The organism is Imperialibacter sp. EC-SDR9 (genome assembly GCF_902498805.1).
In the GTDB taxonomy this organism is placed as follows: domain Bacteria; phylum Bacteroidota; class Bacteroidia; order Cytophagales; family Cyclobacteriaceae; genus Imperialibacter.
In genome coordinates, this window is the sequence record NZ_LR701637.1 from 432,539 (window position 1) to 451,152 (window position 18,614).

The window sequence follows — 18,614 nt, forward strand, 5'->3', positions numbered from 1 at the left end:
TTTGCGGGCCTTTTCTGTAACTATTGTATTTTCTTGAGCCGTATATGGGCTCAACCGATCTAATCGAACATGAAATTTAAAATTTTGGTGTTCTCAATTGCACTGGTATGTGCTATTCAGAACTTGTATGCTCAAAACTCAGTTGGCATTGGCACCGAAACGCCAAATCAAAATGCTGTCCTCGAGTTAATCGCTATTAATGGAAATCAAGGCTTTCTTGCTCCCCGACTAACCGCCGCTGAGCGAACCGCCTTCGCAGCCAATCTGACGGCTACCGACAATGGCATGTTGGTTTTCGATAGCGATGATGGGACACTGTATGTTTGGTACAACGCTGGCTGGAACGCAATTGGACTCTCTCAGTTTGTAGCTGGTGACGGTATTTCAATTGTCGGTCAGGAAATTACCAACTTAGGCGATATCGATGCAACAGATGATGTGACCATCACAACAGCATCTGCCGGCGATGTGTTGGGCAGGTTCGATTCTCTGGTGGTTTCAGGGCTCAAAGGACTGCCGCTGGACAGCATCGCACCATCAACGGGTTTTAGCCTCGTTTGGAATGGAAGTCTTTGGAAATTTGCCCTGGATTCGGCGTCTAATCAGACGGTCATTCCCAATGCAAACCTATTGGCCACCAATACCCAGGCTGCGCTCGAAGAACTACAGGTTGAGATATTATCAATCACCACGGGCCCAAACAGCATTGGCAGCGCTGACATAATAGATGGATCAATTGTTGACACAGACATAAGTGCGACGGCCGCCATAGCAGGAACAAAGGTTAACCCAAACTTTGGCGCCCAAAATGTCTTAACCACAGGCACAGTAACCGGCGCATCTTTTTCCGGTGATGGAAGCGGGTTGACCAATATACCAGCGACTCCTGGGCCAAATACAGTAGGCAGCCCGGAAGTTATTGATGGATCGATTGCAGATGCGGACGTCAACGCTGCCGCAGCAATTGCTGGTACCAAGGTTACCCCAGATTTTGGTGCACAGAACATTTCGACCACAGGATCAGTGACGGCGAGCTCCTTTTCGGGCGATGGAAGCGGTTTAACGAACATTCCCGCTACCCCAGGCCCGAATACTGTCAGCAGCGCAGAAGTTATAGATGGCTCGATCGCATTCTCCGACCTGAACACCGCAGTAGTGGATGGAGTTACGCTGGCGTCGAACGGCTCGTCGTTTGAAATTCGTGACAATGGGGTAACAACGGCAAAGCTGGTGAATGGGTCGGTGACAGACGCCAAGGTAAGCGACGTAGCGCCAGCAAAGATTACCCAATCGGGCGCAACCCCAGGTCAGGTACTAAAATGGACCGGCAGTGCCTGGGCTCCTGCGACTGACGTTACCGGTTTGGCCTCGCTTACCAACGGTACGCTGCTGATTGGCGACGGCACCAATATTCCTCAGGAACATGCAATTTCCGGCCATATTAATATCGATAATACTGGAACGGCATTGATTCAAAACGGCGTCATTACGCATGATATGGTCAACGACCTGTCCTTTGTGGACGGCATTACATTGGTGTCGAATGGGTCAACGTTTGAAGTCCCGGTTGGAGGGATTTCCGGCCTGGAAATACAGGATTTAACAATTTCAGACATTGATATCAGCAATGTTGATGCGGGAAAGATAATAGGCCTGGGAACTGCGGCGACACTTAATGTTGGCACAGGGGCAAATCAAATAGTTCAGCTGGATGGTGGTGGTGCTTTGCCTGCTGTAGACGGGTCTAGTTTGACTGGCATTGTTCCGGTAATTGGAGCGGGCACTATTGGTGCCACGGAATTGGCGGCAAACGCAGTCACTAATGGAAAAATAGCAGATGGTAACGTCACCGGAGCGAAAATCGCCACTGACGCAATAAGCAGTGATAAAATTGTTGATGGCTCAGTCATCACAATCGATCTGGCAGATGGTAATGTGACCACTGCAAAGCTTGCAAATAATGCAGTTACTGGCGTAAAAATAGCTGATGGCTCCATTGCGGATGCCGATATTGCCGATGTTGCCGTGGGCAAAGTGACAGGCCTTGGCACAGCCGCTACCCTTGATGCCGGAGTGACCACTAACGACCTGGTTCAACTACCCTCGGATGGTACACTGCCTGCACTGGACGGATCTGCGCTGGTGAACATGTCCGCTGCCCAGATTTCGGGCCTGGGAACAGCCGCCGCCCTAAATGTAGGTGCTGCTGCCAATAATGTGGTGCAGCTTGACGGAGGTGCCAAATTGCCAGCTGTTGAAGGCTCGCAGTTGACCAATGTAACTGCAGTCAATTTTACAGGGGCACTGGCTGGCGACGTGGCGGGTGGCCAGGGAACAACCATCATATCAAATGGTGCCGTCAGCGGTGGCACGGGTGGAAAAATAGCCGATAATACCATCACTGACGATGACATTAATAGTATTAGCACAGCCGTTATTACAGGGCTCGGCACGGCGGCTGGACTCAACGTGGGGGTATCCCCCGGTAATGTTGTGCAGCTCGATGCTACCGGTTTGCCGGCCGTTGACGGTTCACAACTCACAAATGTTACCGCCACTGGTTTTACAGGCTCCCTGGCTGGTGACGTATCAGGCACTCAGGGAGCTACGCTGATAGCAAACAATGCCGTAACAGATGCAAAGCTAGACAAATCCAATATCCCACTTAGTGGGTTTGGAAACCCGGCGTCTTCAGTTAATATGGGTGGACAGTTGGCAACAAACTTAGGCACGCCGGTTAGCTCAACCGATGCGGCTACCAAGGGTTATGTCGATTTAAGTACCGTTGTTTTTGAGGATGCTCCTACTGGAACACTGAAGGCAGGAGTGCTTTCCGGGGATCTCCTAACTTCTGGTCAGGGCAACGTGCTTTACGGCAGAGCATCGGGCGGTAACCTGACAACGGAATCACACAACACAATAATGGGGTGGCTTGCCGGGGCGACAGCTACATCGTCGAATAATTCATTTTACGGATACAGGGCCGGTGTAATCACATCAACTGGTGCCGACAATACGTATTTAGGCTACGAGGCTGGTGACAACAACGTTTCAGGATCAGACAATGTAGCGATTGGATCCGGTGCCGGGTCAACGGGTGGCACATTTTCAGGAACAGTGGCTATAGGGGCGTCGTCGATAACAATTCAGGATGACGCTATTGCTGTTGGAACAAATGCGATCGCCAGTGCGACGAACGCTATAGCCATCGGAGCAAACACTACTGCGGCGAATGCAAATACAATGATTTTGGGTAATGGTGTAAATGTTGGTATTGGTGCACCGAATCCAGCTGAATTACTAGAAGTAAACGGTGGTGTCAAAATCGGCAACACGGCGGGAACCAATGCTGGGACATTAAGGTGGACTGGAAGTGAATTTCAGGGCTATGACGGCAGCGGTTGGTTGAAGCTCGATGCCACAGGGATTGACGGTAGCATAAGTCAGGATATTACCTTCGACCAGGGAAATGACCGGGAGATTTCAATTGCGTCGGCGGCCTCGGGAGTGGGCAACGACTTGATATTGACCGCCGGCGATGGGGCTACCAATAGTGATGTGGGTGGTGACATTGTTCTCAATCCGGGTATTCAGCCAGGTTTTTTAACCCCCTCTAATGTCCTGGTAAATGGTAAAATTTATTTTAACGGGCCATCTGGTTCCCCGGTAGCTTATGCTAATGGCGATTTCCAATTGGAACAGGGTGCCAACCGTGCAATTCAGGTGGGGAATGCAGTTGCTGGAAACGGTAACAATTTGACGGTTAGTGCCGGCGGCGGGCAGCAATTTGGCGGCGCTACAAACGGTGGAAACCTGACGTTAAAAGCGGGTAGTCCATGGAGCGGCGGGCTGTTTGGCGATATTTTTTTACAGGGAAACAGGGTTTCCTACGGTGCCGCTGACGGCACCTATAAAGTAGAGTTTAGCGATGGAACAGCTAATGGATCTGTTTTTAGCATGCTTTCATTGACCAACAATAATCTCGGTGGCATCGGCACCGGCGTTGCACTTTCTTTTAGGGGATCAACCAATGGATCTAATAGATTTGATCTGGGTAAAATTTCAGCACTAAAGACGACAGCTTCAGCCGGAGGAATAAGATTCTCTGTGCTAACCAATACTGTCGGGCCAACCTATGTGGATGCTATGGCAATTGACGGTTTTGGTCGAGTCGGTATTGGCACAACTACGCCGGGTGAAGTGCTTGAAGTAAACGGGAATATCCAAGCCACTGAATATTTCTACCCGTCGGCAGTGACCAAAATCCTTTCTGTCTCTAATAAATCTTTTACTCCTGAGGCTAACGAACCGTTGGCCACACAAGGAGGCACGCTGGGAAAATACATCGTCAATGGAACTGCTACTGTTAACGCAACAATGTCGGCAGGCATTGAACTGCCCAACGGTGCGACAGTAACGCAAGTAGACGCCTTCGTAATTGATAATGATGCAACATACAATGTTACTGTGCAACTCGCTAGAGGAACCCATACCGCCACGGGGGGTATCGCAATGACAAACGTGACAAGCGCAGGCCAAAATCCTGCCGTGCAAAATCTTTCGGAGACGTTCATCAATGCTCCATTGATTGACAATGATCTGTATTTCTATTACTTGAGCTTCCAGACTAAACAGGCAAATTCAAACTTGGCGCTACTGAGCTTCAGAATTTACTATACCGTTCAGAAGGTTGATTAACTGACAAAGGGATGAGATATATAGTAATAGTCTTTTTGTTTTTGGGAGCGATGATCAGAGGTAACTCCTCGCTGGCCCAGTTTACTACCAGCCCAGGCACCACGATAGGTATTACTGTTGCCACCAAGGTTGGTGTGCAAGCCAATGCGATCAACCAAGGTACTATTTCTAATAATGGCACGCTTTATCTCTACAACGACTGGAGCAACGCTGGCACTTATGCTGGTGTGGGGATCGTGAATTTGTTCGGCTCTGACCAGGCGTTTGCCCACAACGGCCAAAATCTGGCGTCTTTGTTTGTCAACGGTGGAGGCTCAAAGCAGATTTCATCCAATGTTTTAATTACTGAAGGGCTTGTGCTCACGGACGGGCTGATAGATGTAAACCCATCGGCCAACTTTGTTGTGAAAAGTACTGCCAGTATTTCCGGCGCATCTTTGTCGAGTTATGTCCGGGGGAAAATGCAAATTTCAGGGCAGGGCAATCAATACTTTCCCATTGGCACTGGCTCCACCTTCACTCCAGTTGAGCTAATAAAAGTAAAAGGCAATGCTCCGGTGGTTGCCATGGAGGCGAAAGAACCTCACCCGGTCGGCCAAGGTGGCCTGGGGGTTGTCGAAATCTCACAGGCTAGATATTGGGAGAGAACAGTTGTTTCGGGCGAAATGACTGAGGGGAAAATTACCTTGCCGACAATCAATGAAAGCTTCATAGGCACGATGAACAATGCCTCAATAGTGGCATCAGATGAACTTGGCGGTACTTACGAAAGCCTGGGCCAGCAGTCTACCAGTGGCACGGTTGACAACGGCACGGTTACCAGTTTTGAAGACGCACTTTTTAACTTTTATGCCTTGGCCAGCGAAATCAATAACAGCAGGGAAGCCGACTCCATCGCTTTGGTAAAGCTTTATGCAAGAGCAAATGGAGACGACTGGATCAACAAAACAGATTGGTTAACTGCCCCGATAGATACCTGGCACGGCGTCAGCGTCCAGGGAGGAAGGGTAGTGGGCATCAACCTGGCTGACAATAACCTCACAGGCCGCCTCACAGCTGACCTTAGAAAGTTGTCTTTGGCGGCCAGTCTGAACCTTTCAAATAACCAAATCGGACAGGGCGTACCTGCTTCGGCTGCACAGCTTACCAACCTTCAAACGCTCAACCTGGCGAGCAACAGGCTGGAAAGCCTTCCCAACCTTTCAACGTTGCCTAATATTCAGTTGATCGATGTTTCTGGTAACCTTTTACAATTTGATGACCTTGAACCGAACATCGGACTCTCTAATTTTAACTATGCTAACCAGGGCAAATTTGGAACGGCGCTGGATTCCCTACAGCCGGTTCATACCTCTTTTGTTCATGATTTGTCGGTCGGCGGATCTGCCAACGAATACCAATGGTTTCGGAATGGTGAATCGGTTGCTCAGGCCAACTCGTCTACCTATGCCATCGATGATTTGATTTATGACAACATGGGAGAATACGAACTCCGTGCTACGAGTTCACTAGTTCCTGACCTTATTCTGGCCAGCAATACTCAGAAGATCAGGGCGACAGCCAGCGTGCAAGGGCGAGTAACGAACGCAGATGGAGCCAATGTTGCCAATGCCACTGGTGCTGCGCTGGGCATTAGACCTGGGCGTTACGACACCCTGGGTAGTTATACCGGGGGAGCCAACGGTTTGTTTTTTATTTCTCAACTTGTGTTAGGAGACTATCTGCTCTATGCCAGCCAAAACAACAACGTTTATATTCCCACCTATCATAAAAGGACGATAGATTGGGCATTTGCCGACGTCGTAAACTTGAGGGAAAACATTACTGGCGCCGACATTACGATGGAGTATCTTCCAAGAGAGTTGACACCAGATGATGGCGACAACGTTGTGTTGGGTTTTTTGGATGAAGATTTCGGCAGTGGCAAAGTGTTGGACCGCAAACGGGTGAAGGGAGCAGGAGTCAGCATTAGTCGTTCAAGGTTCAGAGCAAAGGGAAACGAAGATGACTATGAATTGGTGGTGTACATACAGACCGATGAAAACGGTGAGTTTGAAATAAGTAACCTGGCTGACGGCGACTACCGGATCAACATTCAGTACCCGGGCATTCCAATAGACCCAGCTTCATTTATCGACTTCCAGCTCGGAGGCGGAGCAGGCCTGGAGCAAAACAGGATTTCACTGGAAGCACTGGTGACGGAAGAGTCGCTCCTTATTACGAAGGTGAAAGAAACAGGCATCTATTTGAGCTATTTCAAAGACCTTGAAGTGTATCCTAACCCGGCTGACAAATTCGTTACCATCAAATATGAGCAGCTGGTTAAAGGAAACGTTGTGGCTGAGTTGATGGATCTGAACGGAAACAGCCTGAAAACTACGGCGCTGAAAAACGAAAAGAACTACATGCAATTGTTGGACGTTGCTGATGTCAATAATGGGGTATACGTCCTTCGTTTTCATGATCAACTGGTTCCTGGCAGGCCAATAATTACCTACAGAATAATTATTTCCCGGTAATTTTTGTTGACTAGCTTTACGGGGAAAAAGCAGCAAAATGTTCAATACAGAGGAATTCAACAGACTCATTAAGCACAGGAGATCAATTTACACAGGGCAATTTACCGGGGAGAAGGTGGACGAAGCTGTTATTCACCAAATGCTGGAAAATGCCAATTGGGCACCCACTCATGGGCTTACAGAACCCTGGAGGTTTACCGTTTTCACCGGTGACGGCATTCAAAAGCTGGCCGCCTTTCAGGCGGAGTTGTTCAAGAAAGTAACCACCGCCCAGGGCAATTTTAACGAAGGAAAATACGAGGGGCTTAAAACCAAGCCACTAACTTCATCTCACATTATCGGCATAGGGATGAAAAGAGATGCAAAAGGAAAAATCCGTGAAATCGAGGAAGTAGAGGCGGTCGCTTGCGCTGTCGAAAACATGTACCTGACGGCTGCTGCCTATGGAGTTGGTTGTTATTGGGGCTCTGGAGGGATCACCTACATGGAAGAGGCAAAGTCTTTTTTTGGCCTTGGTGAGAATGACAAATTTCTCGGATTCCTTTTTGTTGGAGTAGCAGGTTCAAAATGGCCCGAAGGAAACCGAGGATCGGTGGAGGAGAAAACAACCTGGGTGCGATAGCCCTTTTAACAATCTTCATATTCGCATACATCCTTCGTGGTCTCCACCTCAAAGGTCTGGTGGTTGATGCCAAAAGAGGTGGCAACTTTTCGGGCGTCCCTTTTGACAGCGGCGACAACTTGAGCTGAAGCACTATCTTCCACTACCAGGTGGCAGGAAAGCACATTGTATTGCCCGTCCATTGTCCACACATGAATATCATGAACATTGCTCACGTGCTCGATGGCCATCAACTGATCGTGGATCGCCTTCACGGATACATCATCTGGCACCGCCTGTAGAAATATGGTGATGGTTTCGCTCAATGTGCGGTACACACCAAACAGGATGAAAACTGCTATGCCTATCGACAGCAAGGGATCGATAAAATACCAATCGGTAAAATGTATGACGATGGAGCCGATCAGTACTGCTACCCAGCCAAGCACGTCTTCCAGCAGGTGCCATTTCACCACTTTTTCGTTGGCGGTTTTTCCGCCCCACATTTTCCACGCAGCAGCACCGTTGACCAGGATACCCAACACAGAAAAAATCAGCATACCAAAAGTTTGTACCGGCTCTGGGTTCCAGAAACGTGGAACTGCTTCAATGATGATAATGACAGAACCGGCAAAAAGAATGAGGCCGCTAATGGTAGCCGAAATGAGTGAGAACCGCTTGTAACCATAGCTAAAATTTTTGTCCCGTTTTTTTCTGGAAATCCGCTCAAAAATCCAGCTGAGCCCTATGGCCATGGAGTCGCCCAAATCGTGAAGGGCGTCCGATAAAATAGCCATGGAATTTGTCAACAGGCCGCCAATCAACTCTAGAATGGCAAAGATCAGATTGATGAAAAAAACAGCCCGAAGCTTTCCCGAGCTGTCGTGCTCGTGATGATGGTGATGCCCATGATGGTGTCCGTGCTGATGCGCCATGCTCAAATATCAGGCATATATGACTAATTCCCAACGGAACGCCCATTTCCATTGAATATCGTAAGATTGAATCTTGGCTTTATGGAGTATTTGCTCAAGGTCGGACTTGAGAAATGACCTGAGCACGGATAGCCGGGCATCGTATTTGACCATGGGCGAGCGGGAAAACGTTCTTGTTAACCAATCGATGGAGTGGTACGCAAACCAGTGGCGGTGCAGGTCATTGTTGATAATGCCCATGTTCACCTGCCCGATCCATTGAGAGTAGAAGGCAATGAGCTCGGACTCGGGGAAATGATGCGTGAAAAGGCTGGTGTGGATAATGTCAAATTTTAGTTTGGAAAACGACTTCAAGTAAATATCAACCTGCTCAAACCTGATTTCAGGAAAATCTTTCGTGTTCTCCCGGGCATACTCCAGCACATGGGGATTCGCATCAATGCCTATCAACTCCAATTGTAGATTGTTTTTTCTACCCCAGCCAGCAAGCAGCTTCATGATATCGCCGCCTCCACAGCCAATGTCGGCGATGACTATTTTTTCCTTTCGTTTTTCAGGGTGCCGACTTAGTAGCTTTTTTAGCCCACTCAGGCTGATATTATTGCCGCCAAGTAACCTGTTGATAGTGTCGAGCTCTTTGAGAGTTTGGACAATAATGTCTCCCGAGGAGCTAAGATCATCCATCCATTCCAGTTCTTCCGAGCGGCTGGAAAAATCAGGCATTACTTCCGACATTGATTTCGAGCAGCATACTTTCGAGCGTTAGGCCAGGCCCAAAGGCGAAACTAAGCACCTTTTTCCCTTCATCTTTTTCCGACAGGCTTTGCATGATCCTTTTCAAAACGAATAACACGGTGGGTGACGACATATTGCCGAATTCACGGAGTATTTCGTAAGCCGCCCAATTTTGCGCCTTTTCTATGCCAATGGCCTCTTCGATGGATTCAAGTATTCGCTTACCTCCCGGGTGGATGGCAAAGTAGTCGACAGCGGCTACAGAGCCCCCGTGTTGCCTCAGAAGTTTTTCAGTTAGTTTTCCGATGCCACCCTTTACAATGTCGGGCACATAGGCTGAAAGTTTCATCTCAAAACCGAAGTCGCCAATTTGCCAGGCCATGTCAGTTTCTCCCGTTGTGTCGACATCACAGAGGAAGTTTGCAAGCTTAAGGTTGACTCCGTTTTTCTTTTTTCCAGCAATAAGCATGGCTACAGCACCATCTGCGAAAAGAGCATTGGCCAGGAGGTTGTCTTCGGTGGGCTGGTTCTGAAAGTGCAAGGTGCAGAGCTCCACGCAAACGACAAGCACTTGTGCACCGTTGTGCGAGCGACAGATGTTGTCGGCCACTTTCATGGCATTGAACGCTGCGTAGCAACCCATAAAGTTGATGGCTGTTCGTTGCACATCACCTGCCAGACCGAGCTGTTGCAGCAACTCGAGGTCAAGCCCCGGAGCATACATGCCTGTGCAGCTAACAGTGACAAGGTGCGTTATCTCCTTTTGCCACTTTGGCTTCAGCCCGATGGCCTTCTCAAGATCTGTTACGGCTTTTTGGCAAAGAGGTAATGCCTCCCGTTTGTACCGGTTCATTCTGGAGCTGATGGTTGGAAATGGCTCCAGGCGACCATTTTTGGGGTAGAAAGTGAAGGCATCTACTGCCGCACCATAGTCGTCGAGCACCGAATGGCGGTATCGAATACCGGAAGCCCGATAAAGTGCCTCCAACCTTTTGGCATCTTTCCCGGTTAGCCCGTGCGCTTTAATCATAAAACCCAGAATCTCGCTTTGACTAAAGCGATGAGCGGGGGTGGCGGTGCCTATTCCGAGAATATTAGATTCCATAGATGGTATAATAAGCTAAATTTAGGCTTACTTGTTCAAACACTTGGCTATTATATGTTACAAAATGCTACCTGGCTTCATCTTCGTATACCCTTTTCCTTCTACTTATTGCCGGTATTTGTGTTTGCCTGTGCGACAGTAAAGCCTGATGGTGTTTTATTGACCGGGATTATTTTTTTAATACTCCACCTTTTCCTTTACCCTGCCAGCAACGGGTTTAACTCATATTTTGATAAAGATGAAGAAAGCATTGGTGGTTTGGAGCGTCCACCAAAAGTATCTGAAGAACTTTACTGGACGTCGTTGATCTTCGATGCCGTAGCCCTTGTCGCTGGTTTTATGATTAATTGGGCATTTGCACTGATGCTTTTTGGCTATGGACTGGCGTCGAAAGCCTACAGCCACCCACTTACCCGCTGGAAAAAGAAGCCATTGCTTGGCTGGCTTGTTGCCGGCTTCTTTCAAGGGTATTTCACGTTTATGTTGGTAGTAGTAGGCTTGAAAGACTTTTCCCCTGAGCTATTTCTGAACGCCAAATATTTCGTACCAGCTTTTTTATCCTCTGCCTTGCTTTGGGGTTCGTACCCCATGACCCAGGTGTATCAACACGAGGAGGACGGAAGAAGAGGAGATGAGACGCTAAGCCGTAAGCTTGGTGTTTTGGGCACTTTTCATTTTACAGCCGTTTGTTTCACTTTGGCAAGCGGCGGGTTTTTCTACTATTTTTTGACGAGCTATGAAATGACAACAGCATTGGCTTTTTTAATAGCCATGGGCCCGGTGCTCGCCTACTTTCTCTGGTGGTATGCCGGGGTGCGAAACGATAGAAAGCAGGCAAACTTTAGAAACACCATGCGGCTGAACTTCTATTCTGCAGTCTGCCTCAACCTTTTTTTTTCCTGGCTTTGGCTGTTTACCTAGAAAGGTCGGCCATGCGTTTGAGCGATAATGCGTTTGGCAAAAAATGGCAAGCCACCTACCAGCCCCACCCCAATATTGGAGGTAAGATGAGTACCGAACAGATTTTGTGACTGGCGGCCTACCCAAAGGCGGCGGGCAAATTGCTGCCTCCACTTCTGAGCATATTCTTTTTCAATGGCCGCCCTGTCGAAGCCATCATTCCGGTGGTGAGAAGTAATTGTTTCTGACAAAATCTTAGCGGAGTGAATGGCCATGGCCATACCGTTGCCACATAAGGGAGTGATCAGCCCAGCCGAGTCGCCGGACATAAGCACTCCGTTCTTTGCCGTCTCCTTTTTCTCAAAGGAAATTTCGTTGATCACCTCAGGGGCATCGAACAGGAAGTCGGAATTTTCAAAAATGCTCTTTAACCTTGGGTTTTGGTAGAGCACAGCCTTTTCCATCTCTGCGATGCTTCCAAAGGCTTTCAGGTTTTCGGTGCGGCTCAGGTAGCAAATATTGTAAGTATCGCTTTCAACCTTACTAATGCCGCAATATCCGCCCGTAAAATTGTGAAGGGCTATCAAATCATTTGGGAAATCGGTTTTCACGTGGTACTTCACACCAACAAAGGGCGACCTTTTTTTCATAAAAGGCCTGTTGAGCTGCTTGTCAATTTTAGACCGTTTGCCGTGCGCCCCAATCACCAGCCTGCTGCTGGTTGATTGGCCGTTGCCATAACTTACCACAAAGCCCTGGCCCTCTCTCGATATGTCGTCAGCAGATTGATTGAGCGCAAACTCTACACCGCTTTCAACGGCTTTTTCATAAAGGAACTGATCAAACTGAAACCGGCTGATACCAAAGCCTCCCATAGAAAGTGGTACTGAGGCCTGCTTGCCAGAGATGGCCGACAGGCTGAATTGTTTGATGGTGGCGGGTTCGAAATCGGCGGGGTAGAGCCCGTTGCGTCGCAAAAAAGGCACCACCTCATTCGAAATGTATTCTCCGCACACCCGATGAAAGGGGTAGCTTTTTTTTTCGACCAGCAGCACTTGGAGTCCTTTTCTGGCCAGCAGTATGCTGTTGACCAGACCGGCTAGCCCACCACCGATAATTACCACGTCTTTCATGAAGGAGAAATATAAGGTAAAATCAGACGCCGGGGTGTTTTGTTTAGGAGTTTGTCACTTAATGACAAAAGTCAGTAGAAATAAATCCCAATATCATAACTTAGAGGAGTATTGTCGCTGAATTTTGGAACATGCAGACAACCCTCCCAAAGAAGCCTGTTGCAGAGAAAACGTATTGCTATCATTGTGGTGATGAGTGCCTCTTTGAGCCTATTTTGGCCCATGAAAAGCACTTTTGCTGTGAGGGCTGCAAAACAGTTTACGAGCTACTACAGGACAACGGGCTTTGCGACTACTACGAACTGGAGAAAACCCCTGGGTTGAGCTTGAAGCAGCCAAAGTCAAGTGAGGCTTATGAATTTCTTGACGAGGAGGTAATCAGCAAGAAACTGATCGACTTCACTGACGGCAAGACCACAAAAGTGACCTTTTATATTCCCGCTATTCACTGCAGCTCTTGCCTTTGGCTACTGGAAAACCTTCCAAGGTTGGAGAGTTCGGTGATAAGTTCCAGGGTCAACTTTGTGAAGAAGGAGCTTACGATAGCCTTTCAGCAGGATAATGTAAGCCTAAGAAAAATCGTAGAGTTACTGGCTTCCATTGGCTACGCCCCGCTCATTACGCTCGAAGACGAAGCAAAGGAACAGAGGAAAGCTTCCTCACCCAACCGGAAGCTCTATGCACAACTCGGTGTAGCGGGTTTTTGCTTTGGCAATACTATGTTGCTCAGCTTTCCTGAATACCTCGGCTTCGATGGCGACGAGGAATATCTCAAACAATTTGTTGGCTATCTGAATTTCCTTTTGGCACTTCCTGTCGTGTTCTATTCTGCGCAGGACTATTTTGTTTCCGCTTTTAAGAGTCTGCGAAAGAAGTTTGTCAATATAGACGTGCCCATTTCTCTTGGTATCGCCGCCCTTTTTCTGCGAAGCACGTATGAGGTTTTTTTAGGTGGGGAGGCGGGCTATTTCGATTCCCTTGCGGGCTTGTTGTTCTTCTTACTTATTGGCAAGTGGTTTCAGAGCAAGAGCTACGACCACCTTTCATTTGAGCGGAATTATACCTCCTACTTTCCCCTGGCGGTGCTCAAGTGGGTTGACGGTGCAACCAGAAACATCCCCGTTTCTGACATTAAGAAAGGCGATATTTTGCTGATTAGAAACAAAGAACTGATACCAGCTGATGGCATTCTCATCAGCCCTTCGGCCTCGGTAGACTACAGCTTTGTTACCGGCGAAAGCGACCCTGTAAAAAGGACACAGAATGACTTGCTGTATGCCGGCGGCCGACAGCGAGGTGCTTCTATCAAAGTGCTGATTGAAAAGGATGTGTCGCAGAGCTACCTTACCCAGCTTTGGAACCATAGCTCCTTTGTAAAGGAAAATGAGGAACAGTACCAGCAGCTAATCAATGTAATCGCCAGGTACTTTACTATGGCCGTCATGGTACTGGCCACCGGAGCGTTTATTTTTTGGTGGCAGCAATCGCCCACACTGGCGGTAAATGCTTTTACAGCGGTGCTTATTGTTGCCTGCCCCTGTGCGTTGGCACTGGCCACACCATTTACGCTGGGAAATGCGATGGTGACGATGGGCAAAGCCGGACTCTATTTAAAAAATACCCACATCATTGAGAAAATGGCTACCATCAATCGCTTGGTTTTTGACAAAACGGGCACGCTTACCTATGCAAAGGACGGGGAAGTGATGTTGGGTGGGCGCTACTCGGACGATGAGCTTCAAGCCATTTTTTCTGTGACGGGTCATTCCACCCATCCGCTAAGCCGTAAACTGCACGAGCACCTTTCGCAACGTTTTGCACAAAAGCTGTCGGTTGATAAGTTTAAGGAAATTGAGAACAAAGGTATTGAAGCGGCCGTAAACGGGAAGGCGTATCGCATTGGCTCTCCATCATTTTGCTTTGAAGAGGCCCAGGTATCAATCACGGAAGGCAACGTTGTTTATTTGGCCATTGATGGAATTACCCGGGGTCACTTTTCCATTCGCACAAAAACAAGAGGTGGACTGAAGCAAGTAATTCAAAAGCTCGGAGCCAGTTTCAAAACTACGCTGCTTTCCGGCGACAGATCTACCGAACAGACGTTGATGAAGAAGGTTTTTCCCGACGAAACGCCCATGTATTTCAATCAGACACCGGAAATGAAGCTGGAATATGTGGCTGCTTGTCAGGCTAGTGGTGAAAAAGTGATGATGCTGGGCGATGGCCTGAATGATGCGGGGGCACTTCAGCAGGCCGATGTGGGCATGGCCATCAGCGAAGATGTGGCCAGCTTTTCGCCAGCCAGCGATGCTATTTTGGATGCCAAAAGCTTCGAGCGGCTTCCAACGTTTCTGTTGTTCGCCAGACGAGCCAGACAAATTATTTTTATTTGCTTTGGTGTATCATTTGCCTACAATATTGTGGGTTTAAGTTTTGCCATGACAGGCATGCTTACCCCCCTGCTGGCTGCCATTCTCATGCCTGTGAGCAGCATCAGCATTGTGGCACTTAGTACTGTTTTAGTCCGATTGGTGGCAGGCCGCCTTAAACTCACATAACAGATGAAAATTATTATCCTTCTTATCAGCATTAGTGTAGTTGTGGCGATTGTGTTTCTTATCGCATTTCTTTGGGCAATGAAAAGCGGCCAGTACGAAGACACCTACGGGCCATCTGTGAGAATGCTGTTCGACGACAACATCAAAAAAGACGAGAACAAAACCGAAAAATAGCCGTAAGGTAATCGTTAACTAAAAGTTACCTTTGCGCAATCAAGAGGTTAACGATAGACACTTTAGCAGACGGATAAATGTTGTTTTCACCTGAGGGGAGCACCCCGGTTAAGAGTTTTCTGAACATTGGAGCCTTTGTTCTCAGAGTGCTGGGATTTTTCTTCATCCTCTTCTTTTTCGAGCGGTTGCTATTCGTTGCCTTCTATTTTCCGGAGATATGGAGCGAAGCTGGATTCCATGAAACGCTCCGGGCCTTCTATATGCCCTTCAGGCTTGACCTTTCTGCGGCTGCTTATTTTACCGTTATCCCCTTTTTGCTAAGCCTGGCCTTTCTCTTTGTCGGGCATCAGCGGGCGAGAACCGTGCTGACCAAAGTCATCACCGTGCTGATTCTGCTATTTGCAGCCCTAACCATTCTTATTCACGTAGGTGAAACGGTTACTTATCAGGAGTGGAAGTCGAAGTTGTCCTCACGTGTTTTTGTGCACCTTGCCCACCCTACCGAGATGGTTCGCACAGCGACTCCCGCTTACATGGTTGAGTTTGCTCTGATGGTGCTGGTATTGGGGCTTGTTGTCTGGCTGCTGTACCGCAAACTTTTGAAGAGGGCAGTTCCAGTAGCTGCGCCGGGTTCCTGGTTCCGGCGTTTTGCCATTGGCCTTCCAGCGCTTCTTTTTTATGCCTTTCTGCTTATTGTGGCTATAAGAGGGGGTTTGGGCAGGTATCCGTTAGGCATATCTAATGGCTATTTTTCTAACTACCATATTGTCAACGATGCCTCGGTTAACACCATCTGGAACTTTGGAGATAAATGGTTGCGCTACCGCAAGGGCAATCTTGACCAGTTTTTTGGCAAATATCCGCAAGAGAAGGCGGAGGATATAACAAGAATGTTGTTGAGTGACCACGACAGCCTGACTACAAAGGTGGTTAAAAAGGACACCTTCAATATTGTGTTCATTGTGCTCGAAAGTTGGTCGGCCCAAATGGTGGAGGCGCTCGGCGGAGTGGGCGCTCCCAGTGTTTCGAAAGTGGCCGGTGAAGGCATCCTTTTTGAGCGGGTATATGCGGCGTCATGGACCTCACAAAAAGGGAACGCATCCATTTTTAGCGGTTACCCGGCCTTGCCTCGAAGTCCCATCAATCAGCAGGATGAGAAAATACGCAGCCTGCCTTCTTTCCCCCGGAGCCTCGGCGAATACAATTCGGAATACCACTACGGTGGCGACCTCGATTTTGGAAATATAGGTGGTTATCTGGTCAATGCCGGGTTTAACAAGTTGTTCGACGAAGACTCGCTTAGCACCTTGCAGCCTCGGGGCCGACTGGGGGCACACGATGAAGCTACCCTGCCTTATTTTCACGATCAATTGGAACGAGCAGGCAAAGGAGATAAGCCTTTCTTTTGTTCCCTGTTTACACTAAGCAGTCATTCACCGTATGACATACCAGGACTGACCGACTGGCCAACCGGCGGGGAGTGGGCGGCCTATGCTGCTACAATTGCCTATGCCGACGAGCATTTGGGTAAGTTTTTTGAAAAGGTCAGGCGTTCGCCTATTCACGACAAGACCTTGTTTGTGTTGATTGCAGATCATGGTCGCACCAACGAATACAACCCCTTTCCTTACAATGATAAGATGTACCACATTCCCATGATTTGGTGGGGAGGAGTGATCAAAGAGGAGTTTCGGGGAGCCAAAGTGGATAAAATAGGTTCTCAATATGACCTTGCCAAAACGCTATTAAACCAAATGGATCGTGAAGTTTCCGGCTATCGGTTCAGTAAGGATTTGCTCAACGAAGGGTCGGGGGGCTTTGCTATGTACGAGCACCACAACGGCTATGGTTGGGTTGACGCCAATGGCTATTTCGCTTTCGACTTCGACAGGAACAAAGTGGTAGAAAGTGAATTTACTGACGAGTCTGCTTTTGCTGATGCATACGAAAACAGCAGAGCCTTCATCACGGCGGTGTACAGGGACTTTCTTTTCTAGATCATTCGTTCCAGGCGGAAAGTGACCTTTACCTCTTCTGCGTTTCGCAGCAGCCTCAGCGTAACTTTTTTCCCTTTTTTAAGCCGCATGAGCGTGGTAAGAAAGTTGAGGCTTGTATTCGTTATGGTCAGGCCGTTCACCGTTTTGATAATATCGCCTTCCATCACACCAGCCCTTTTTGCTGGCGAGTTTTCCCTCACATTAACAACCCTGATGCGATTGAGCTCTGTGCCATGCGCCACCACTTCCAGCCCGCTCATATCGTACTCAAACTTCTTTTGGTACTCAACGCTTTTTGAGAGATAAAGCGTTTGGCTGAAGTAGTCGTAAATATGATTGAACCTGCTGAGGATTTCACCTCCTACTGTGCCATTCCTTCGCTCAGCTTCTTCCGGAACGAGGCCATACGAACCTTCATTCGGGTAGGAAGCGATCACATCGTCAAAGCTGTATTTACCGATCTTCACCTTGTCGACTCTGGCCACTACGCCTTCTATATCACCGCCAAGGCCTTTGCCCAGGCTCGCCTCAAGGTTCTTTTCTGGCAGATGAATCAGCGAACTGGTGCTCTGATCAAGTAAAATTGCGTGACTGGCGCCGCTATCAACCATCAGGGCCACGTTCATTTTGGTTCCATTTTTTTGAGTGATTTCGGCAGCCATATAGGGCTTGGTACCACGAACTATGAGTGGCACTTTTTCATAGTATTTTTTTGGGTTGAAAAAATTAGGCTCGTAGAATTTTACCACCTTCTTGTCATAATTGACTTCGATGATAAACCGGCTGAACAGCTCATACCCGATGATACCGAATACCTCGGTGCCAAGCTGATTGCTTAGGTTGAGGTAGTCCTGATCAAGCACCAGCATGGAGATGCCTTGTCCCTCAATGCCGGGGAGCTTAAGCTGCACATTTTTGGCCACATGAGCCAAAATACTGTCTTGCTGACCTGGTGCTGTAAAAGTGATGGTGCGATCATAGGTAAGGTTGAGGAGAGAGGCAACAAGTGGCTCGGTGAGTATACAATTCTGCACGCCGCTATCGAGGATGAACTTGACGGTAACCCTGCCATTGATAGTCACCGGGATAATAATCAGGTTATTATATCGCTCGAACGGGAATTCAATCACCTTGGCACCAGTGCTCATTCGAAAACCTAAAAATTGAGCATGGGTCTGGGCGGTAAGAAAGATGACAAAGAGGAAGGCAAGGTATTTGGAAAAGGTCGTCCTCTTCATTATTTTCAATCGGTTAGAAAG

12 protein-coding genes are annotated in these 18,614 nt (G+C 48.2%); 7 read left to right on the forward strand and 5 right to left on the reverse strand.

The genetic code is table 11. The features are described 5' to 3' along the window. Nucleotides 1–69: 69 nt before the first annotated feature. Genes GC130_RS27150 through GC130_RS27160 form a run of 3 tightly spaced genes read left to right on the forward strand, consistent with a single transcriptional unit; the run spans nucleotide 70 to nucleotide 7,839 of the window. Complete coding sequence (locus tag GC130_RS27150) at nucleotides 70–4,698, forward strand: hypothetical protein (protein WP_152001513.1); 4,629 nt, start codon at nucleotides 70–72, stop codon at nucleotides 4,696–4,698. Between the two features lie 11 nt (nucleotides 4,699–4,709). Beyond that, entirely contained in the window at nucleotides 4,710–7,217 is a 2,508-nt protein-coding gene (locus tag GC130_RS27155) for a T9SS type A sorting domain-containing protein (protein WP_152001514.1), read from the forward strand. Between the two features lie 37 nt (nucleotides 7,218–7,254). Further along, nucleotides 7,255–7,839 (forward strand): nitroreductase, encoded by a 585-nt coding sequence (locus GC130_RS27160; protein ID WP_152001515.1) that lies wholly within the window; start codon nucleotides 7,255–7,257, stop codon nucleotides 7,837–7,839. Between the two features lie 5 nt (nucleotides 7,840–7,844). On the opposite strand, the gene GC130_RS27165 is transcribed toward GC130_RS27160, so the two are convergent. From GC130_RS27165 to GC130_RS27175, 3 genes are read right to left on the reverse strand one after another with little or no spacing between them, the layout of a single operon-like run. Next, on the reverse strand, nucleotides 7,845–8,753 hold the full coding sequence (locus GC130_RS27165; protein WP_152001516.1) for a cation diffusion facilitator family transporter: 909 nt from the start codon (nucleotides 8,751–8,753) through the stop codon (nucleotides 7,845–7,847). 9 nt (nucleotides 8,754–8,762) lie between these two features. Then, nucleotides 8,763–9,476 (reverse strand): methyltransferase domain-containing protein, encoded by a 714-nt coding sequence (locus GC130_RS27170; RefSeq protein ID WP_226940625.1) that lies wholly within the window; start codon nucleotides 9,474–9,476, stop codon nucleotides 8,763–8,765. Continuing rightward, a complete protein-coding gene (locus GC130_RS27175; RefSeq protein WP_152001518.1) occupies nucleotides 9,469–10,593 on the reverse strand; it encodes a type III polyketide synthase in 1,125 nt (374 codons plus the stop codon). Before GC130_RS27175 ends, GC130_RS27170 begins: the two co-directional genes overlap by 8 nt. A 54-nt stretch (nucleotides 10,594–10,647) precedes the next feature. Here GC130_RS27175 and GC130_RS27180 point away from each other — a divergent pair, with 54 nt between their 5' ends. Next, nucleotides 10,648–11,514, forward strand: a complete 867-nt coding sequence (locus GC130_RS27180) for a UbiA family prenyltransferase (RefSeq protein ID WP_152001519.1) — start codon at nucleotides 10,648–10,650, stop codon at nucleotides 11,512–11,514. Here the strand turns inward: GC130_RS27180 and GC130_RS27185 are convergent. Then, nucleotides 11,511–12,626, reverse strand: coding sequence for an NAD(P)/FAD-dependent oxidoreductase (locus GC130_RS27185; RefSeq protein WP_152001520.1), 1,116 nt, complete (start codon nucleotides 12,624–12,626; stop codon nucleotides 11,511–11,513). The two genes, GC130_RS27180 and GC130_RS27185, sit on opposite strands and share 4 nt — an antisense overlap. A gap of 131 nt (nucleotides 12,627–12,757) precedes the next feature. Here GC130_RS27185 and GC130_RS27190 point away from each other — a divergent pair, with 131 nt between their 5' ends. The 3 genes from GC130_RS27190 (at nucleotide 12,758) to GC130_RS27200 (ending at nucleotide 17,355) form a co-directional block, all read left to right on the forward strand. Continuing rightward, complete coding sequence (locus GC130_RS27190) at nucleotides 12,758–15,184, forward strand: heavy metal translocating P-type ATPase metal-binding domain-containing protein (RefSeq protein ID WP_152001521.1); 2,427 nt, start codon at nucleotides 12,758–12,760, stop codon at nucleotides 15,182–15,184. 3 nt (nucleotides 15,185–15,187) lie between these two features. Continuing rightward, nucleotides 15,188–15,358: a cbb3-type cytochrome oxidase assembly protein CcoS gene (ccoS, locus tag GC130_RS27195; RefSeq protein ID WP_152001522.1), complete on the forward strand. Its 171-nt coding sequence runs from the start codon at nucleotides 15,188–15,190 to the stop codon at nucleotides 15,356–15,358. Nucleotides 15,359–15,435: 77 nt separating this feature from the next. Beyond that, the gene (locus GC130_RS27200) at nucleotides 15,436–17,355 is read left to right on the forward strand and encodes an LTA synthase family protein (protein ID WP_152001523.1); all 1,920 of its coding nucleotides are present in this window, start codon (nucleotides 15,436–15,438) and stop codon (nucleotides 17,353–17,355) included. Here GC130_RS27200 and GC130_RS27205 read toward each other — a convergent pair. Next, entirely contained in the window at nucleotides 17,352–18,593 is a 1,242-nt protein-coding gene (locus GC130_RS27205) for an aspartyl protease family protein (RefSeq protein ID WP_152001524.1), read from the reverse strand. The two genes, GC130_RS27200 and GC130_RS27205, sit on opposite strands and share 4 nt — an antisense overlap. Between the last annotated feature and the right edge of the window lie 21 nt (nucleotides 18,594–18,614).

Coding starts and splice junctions, on each gene's coding strand:
- GC130_RS27150 (WP_152001513.1), top strand. CDS start 70: ATGAAATTTAAAATTTTGGTGTTCTCAATTGCACTGGTATGTGCTATT.
- GC130_RS27155 (WP_152001514.1), top strand. CDS start 4,710: ATGAGATATATAGTAATAGTCTTTTTGTTTTTGGGAGCGATGATCAGA.
- GC130_RS27160 (WP_152001515.1), top strand. CDS start 7,255: ATGTTCAATACAGAGGAATTCAACAGACTCATTAAGCACAGGAGATCA.
- GC130_RS27165 (WP_152001516.1), bottom strand. CDS start 8,753: ATGGCGCATCAGCACGGACACCATCATGGGCATCACCATCATCACGAG.
- GC130_RS27170 (WP_226940625.1), bottom strand. CDS start 9,476: ATGCCTGATTTTTCCAGCCGCTCGGAAGAACTGGAATGGATGGATGAT.
- GC130_RS27175 (WP_152001518.1), bottom strand. CDS start 10,593: ATGGAATCTAATATTCTCGGAATAGGCACCGCCACCCCCGCTCATCGC.
- GC130_RS27180 (WP_152001519.1), top strand. CDS start 10,648: ATGTTACAAAATGCTACCTGGCTTCATCTTCGTATACCCTTTTCCTTC.
- GC130_RS27185 (WP_152001520.1), bottom strand. CDS start 12,626: ATGAAAGACGTGGTAATTATCGGTGGTGGGCTAGCCGGTCTGGTCAAC.
- GC130_RS27190 (WP_152001521.1), top strand. CDS start 12,758: ATGCAGACAACCCTCCCAAAGAAGCCTGTTGCAGAGAAAACGTATTGC.
- ccoS (WP_152001522.1), top strand. CDS start 15,188: ATGAAAATTATTATCCTTCTTATCAGCATTAGTGTAGTTGTGGCGATT.
- GC130_RS27200 (WP_152001523.1), top strand. CDS start 15,436: ATGTTGTTTTCACCTGAGGGGAGCACCCCGGTTAAGAGTTTTCTGAAC.
- GC130_RS27205 (WP_152001524.1), bottom strand. CDS start 18,593: ATGAAGAGGACGACCTTTTCCAAATACCTTGCCTTCCTCTTTGTCATC.